Source organism: Dyadobacter sediminis, assembly GCF_005860765.1.
Classification (GTDB): Bacteria; Bacteroidota; Bacteroidia; order Cytophagales; family Spirosomataceae; genus Dyadobacter; species Dyadobacter sediminis.
This window is the reverse complement of record NZ_VCEI01000017.1, coordinates 1-4,558: the sequence shown is the minus strand read 5'-3', so window position 1 is coordinate 4,558 and position 4,558 is coordinate 1. Positions and strand designations below refer to the sequence as shown.

6 protein-coding genes are annotated in these 4,558 nt (G+C 37.3%); 3 read left to right on the top strand and 3 right to left on the bottom strand.

The window, feature by feature from the left end; translation table 11 throughout:
• The coding region (locus FEM55_RS07375; protein ID WP_138280704.1) for a response regulator at positions 1-325 on the bottom strand (325 nt) is incomplete at its 3' end.
• Positions 326-436: 111 nt separating this feature from the next.
• Complete coding sequence (locus FEM55_RS07370; protein ID WP_138280703.1) at positions 437-1,396, bottom strand: replication initiation protein; 960 nt, start codon at positions 1,394-1,396, stop codon at positions 437-439.
• Positions 1,397-1,917: 521 nt separating this feature from the next.
• Between FEM55_RS07370 and FEM55_RS25110 the strand changes: the two genes are divergently transcribed.
• The 3 genes from FEM55_RS25110 to FEM55_RS07355 all read left to right on the top strand — a co-directional run bounded on the left by FEM55_RS25110 (position 1,918) and on the right by FEM55_RS07355 (position 4,125).
• The gene (locus FEM55_RS25110; protein ID WP_212748302.1) at positions 1,918-2,274 is read left to right on the top strand and encodes a hypothetical protein; all 357 of its coding nucleotides are present in this window, start codon (positions 1,918-1,920) and stop codon (positions 2,272-2,274) included.
• A gap of 610 nt (positions 2,275-2,884) precedes the next feature.
• The gene (locus FEM55_RS07360; protein ID WP_138280702.1) at positions 2,885-3,676 is read left to right on the top strand and encodes a plasmid recombination protein; all 792 of its coding nucleotides are present in this window, start codon (positions 2,885-2,887) and stop codon (positions 3,674-3,676) included.
• 2 nt (positions 3,677-3,678) lie between these two features.
• Positions 3,679-4,125, top strand: coding sequence for a hypothetical protein (locus FEM55_RS07355; protein ID WP_138280701.1), 447 nt, complete (start codon positions 3,679-3,681; stop codon positions 4,123-4,125).
• Between the two features lie 223 nt (positions 4,126-4,348).
• Here the strand turns inward: FEM55_RS07355 and FEM55_RS07350 are convergent.
• The coding region (locus tag FEM55_RS07350; protein ID WP_171036501.1) for a response regulator at positions 4,349-4,558 on the bottom strand (210 nt) is incomplete at its 5' end.

Sequence of the window (4,558 nt, the reverse complement as noted above, 5' to 3'; positions counted from 1 at the left end):
CAAAACCTGTTGCAAGGGCATCTTTGCTAGTTGAAGGAGAATCCCGGCCGGTATAAGCAATGATGCTCAGGTACCTTCCCCAGCTTTGGTTACGAATGTGCTCGCATACTTGATATCCATTCATGATTGGCATATCAATATCTAATAATATAACATCGGGTTGCATTTGTTGGGCAAGCCTAATACAATCCTTCCCAGTGTTACAAGTCTGAACTTGAAACCCTAGAAAATTCAATAGCATTCCGGTAACAGACGCCAAATCAAGGTTGTCATCTACTATTAAAATTTTATGATATGAGTTTGAAATTTTGTCAACAACAGCCATAAACCTGGAATTTAATATTGGCCAATGCTCAACAAAATATTGTGCCAATACACTGAAAGTAGCCCAGCAACACAAATTACACTCCCGCCATGCTTTGAGCTGATAGATTAGCTATTTGATCAATTTTTTTAAAACGCCAATTACATATCCCTGTGGGTTGTTAGCCTCCATTGCTTTGGGTTTAATCATGCTCAATTCATACAATAAATCCACCTTTGATTGAGCTACAATAAAGAGCTCAAGGTTATTCTTGATCTGGGTTTCAGTAAAGAAAAAGTTCTCTATCAGGTAGTTAATCACCATTTTTTCTAAATCCCAACGCAATGAAGTTTGCTTTTTTAGATCGTTTCTCTCCAAATTCGGATCTCTATTCTCGGACTTGAAAACAGGGTAAAACTTTATAGAAATAATCTTACGCCCATTTTTTAAAGCCTTGTATTTAAACGAATACGGGCTTTTTTTATCAAGTTCATTCTTCGCTGTATCAATTACCTTCCGGATAAAGTCGGCTGTTAACTTGTATTTAAGCTCGACCTTAAACATCATTTTTAGATGATCAATGGTATAGATTAGAGGAGATTTTTGGCCACTCAAAAGCTCATAAAAACGCATTGAATAGACGGAATCAAAAGACATGGCAGTTTTCAATTCGTACTTTCGAAACCCTTTGGAAAAATTTAGAATAGCTTCATATATCTCAGGGTGTATTTGAAACTGGACATACCCCTTTTTAACATACTTTGGAATCTCAATAAGCCCTATTAACTTCCACATATGATCGTCTTCAAACTCTAAAGTTTTGTTTCTCAGGCTAGTTAGTGCTTTTTTAACTTCTAAGTAATTTTGATCATTTACATCCTTCAAAAATGCGGACAAGGGCATTGTAACACCTGTCATGTCACCAAATAAGTTTGGTTGAATACTGTAGTCCTTATCCAGTTTCTGACCTTCCATGCTAAACTGTACCATCTCCACTAATCGATACAAAATGCGCTTTTCGTAAACTGAGAAGTCATACTTGGCAGTTGATAAAACATAACTTTGAATAACATCCTTGTTCCTGATAACCATATACTTACCCTTAATACTATGACCATTTTAGTGTTGCTTGGCCAAATGTAAATAACAACTATGACTTTTAAAAATTAAAGTCATAGTTCACACTAATTAGGTCATAGTTAGAGGGGGTCGTTCACACTAATTAGGTCATAGTTCACACTAATTAGGTCATAGTTGATTGAAAAAAATCACGTGTAATATACTGAATTTGAGATCATTACAACCAAAAAAAAATAGGTTGATAAGCATATAATAAGCTATGATTAAACAACATAAAATAAAGGGCTTCAGAAAGTAAGGTTCAAAAGTCTGGACCGTGCTTTAAACTTGGATAAGGAAAGACGAGAACAAAACAAAAAAATGGAAAAAAGAAAGTAGCGCCGACAACTAAGGAATTAGTTATCTTTTGTTTGTTGAAGTATGTAAATGGGTATAAATCAGATACTTCAATCTTTTTAAAATTAAGCAGTACATAATTCTATTTATGTATACCATATATTTAACGTGCAATACAAAATGCAAGGCATATAAAAATGGCAGAAGATATAGAGCATACAGAATCTGAATTAAGTAATACAAAACCAGAAAACAGGGCTGGGAGACCTAGAAAATCTAGGGACGTACCACAATGGACTATTAGAGGTGTTGAGCCGGAGACGAGAACAGCTATCGAAAAAGCTAGTACCAGGTCCGGTAAAACAATGGGGCAGTACTTCAATGAGGATATACGATCTTTTGTTCAAGAGCAGCTAAAAAAGGGGAATAATCCGCCTATGCTGCAAGAGGATATAAGATCTGAACTTGATAATCTGAATAGTAAATTTGATCAGCTTCTGGAAAGGCTGCCATCAGATAGAAAACAAGGACTATTTAGCCGATTTTTCAAATGATAGCAGAGCGTCAGCGACTGCCTATAAAATTATAAGAACCAACTTGCAACAGCTTTAAAAACCTCTCGTACCATCTCATTTTTGTACACCTTGTCAATCCAGATTCCTGCCTTTGCTAGCTCTCCAGTTTTTTTAACTATTCTGATTCCCCAATCCAGGAATCGCTCGAACCTTGTTTTTCTTCTGCTCATTTTTATTTTGGTTGTTCAATAATAAATATGTCTGAGGTTGCCCAAAAGAGATTTTCAAAGGTAAATCGATACAATTTTTTTCAGTAGGACAGGCTAAGCAATCAATTTGCCTTTAATCATCATGACCTGGTTGGACAATGCGATTGAAGTAAAGCTTCAAGTTGATAGAGGCTGTTTTTATAAATAAGGAAAGTTGCTTGTGGCCGTGGGTAGTTTTAAAGTGCAGTAGAAGTAAAATCCACGCACATTTTCGGCTTACGTTACTTCGTACACGTTTTTAAAAGTCCTCTGAGAGGTGCTTTTTAATATGATTTTTTTCTGTTAGCTTCGGCAATGTTTATTTATGGTTATAGCCCACTAGAACCCTTACACTTCGTTTCAGAGTTCGGGGGTCTTGCAGACGGCTAAAAAAGCGACAAATGGGAAAGAGTAGCATACACATCATGCCGGTAAAATCCGGATCAGAAAGCCATAATCAACGGCTCCAAAATCTGAACTATGTCCGGGATGATTTAAGCCATTTAAACAGCTCGATTGTCCTGGCGTCGATCGCTGATACGAGAAGTCAAATCGAGACCAAGTATCAAGAAAGTACTGGGCAGAAAATGCAAGCGAAGCAAACACCAATCCGGGAAGGCGTGCTGCTGATCGATGAAAAGCATAGTGTTGATGATTTAAAGCAAGTGGCCGTAAAGCTGGAAGAACGTTTTGGTATCCGGACAATTCAAGCATACGCTCACAAAGACGAAGGCCACTGGAACAAGGAAACAGGTATCTGGAAGCCTAACCACCATGCACACATGGTTTTTGACTGGACAGACAAGAATACCGGCAAGAGTTTGAAATTAAAAAGAGAAGATTTAGCCGAAATTCAGACAGTTGTGGCTGAAGCGTTAGGTCTTGAAAGGGGTATACCTTCAACCAAAAAACACATTGAAGCCAGGGAATACAAAGCCATAAAAGTTGAAGAAGACATAAAGAAGGTGTTTAAGCTACAAAATGGGCTATCTGAGGCATTCAAAGTGGTTGAGACGGCCAAAGAGATGGAGAAGTCAATAAAACCGCTTAAAGACGAAAAAAACGCGCTGGAAATAGAAAATTCACTTCTACGGGCAAATAAAAACTTCCTAACGGATAAAAATGAAAGCCTAAGGGAAGAAAACAAAAAACTGGAGCTCGAAAAACAAAATAAAAACCAAATGAGAAGATAGCCATGGAAATACTTAATGAACTATTAAACAAACAATTAGAATTTCAAAAAAGCTTAGAATCAGTTAGTAGAAAGCTTGACGAACAAGCTCAAAAAAAGCCTATTGTTCATCTGGACCACCAAGCAATTGCCAGCCAGATCAAAGCCGGCTTGCCTTCTTCTGAGCAATTTGAAAAAGTAAATGAGCAGATCAGACGCACGATATCAAACATTCCAGACAGGATTCCCGTCCATACATCCGGAGATATCCTTGGTTTTACGAGCTTCAAAGCGCTCTGGATTAACTGGGCTATATTCTTTTCCCTTCTGGTTCTTGTTGCAGCAGGTATTACTTACTCAAAAAATCAAGAAATTGAAGGATTGAAGCAGTATCGAAGAAACTCAGAAGAATTTATCACTTGGATTCAGGATAAATACCCTCTGGTTTGGAAGGTGTGGAGACAACAATAAGCAATTGACACTTCTGAGCAAACGATTTACCTTAAAGCAAGACTGTGAAAAATGCAATCAGCATTCTTTATTTTTTGTTCTAGAAAGCTGTACTTATCTCAGAACCAGCTTCTAAAGTTTTTATAACGGATTTTATGTTAAATGACAAAACACAGAACAAGGGGCTGGCAGCGCTTTTGTGAGATTTCTTAGGATAGTACAAAGACAGTCTGATCCGGATGATCTAAATCACTTTTTTTTCGGCAATTGTAGTTAATATAACTGCTGAGAGATCTTCATATTGGGCAGGTTTTAAAACATATTTATCAAAACCTGTTGCAAGGGCATCTTTGCTAGTTGAAGGAGAATCCCGGCCGGTATAAGCAATGATGCTCAGGTACCTTCCCCAGCTTTGGTTACGAATGTGCTCGCATACTTGATATCCATTCATGAT

What these genes read in the sequence shown, in the direction of transcription:
- FEM55_RS07370 (WP_138280703.1), bottom strand. Translation starts at nt 1,396, where the DNA reads ATGGTTATCAGGAACAAGGATGTTATTCAAAGTTATGTTTTATCAACT.
- FEM55_RS25110 (WP_212748302.1), top strand. Translation starts at nt 1,918, where the DNA reads ATGGCAGAAGATATAGAGCATACAGAATCTGAATTAAGTAATACAAAA.
- FEM55_RS07360 (WP_138280702.1), top strand. Translation starts at nt 2,885, where the DNA reads ATGGGAAAGAGTAGCATACACATCATGCCGGTAAAATCCGGATCAGAA.
- FEM55_RS07355 (WP_138280701.1), top strand. Translation starts at nt 3,679, where the DNA reads ATGGAAATACTTAATGAACTATTAAACAAACAATTAGAATTTCAAAAA.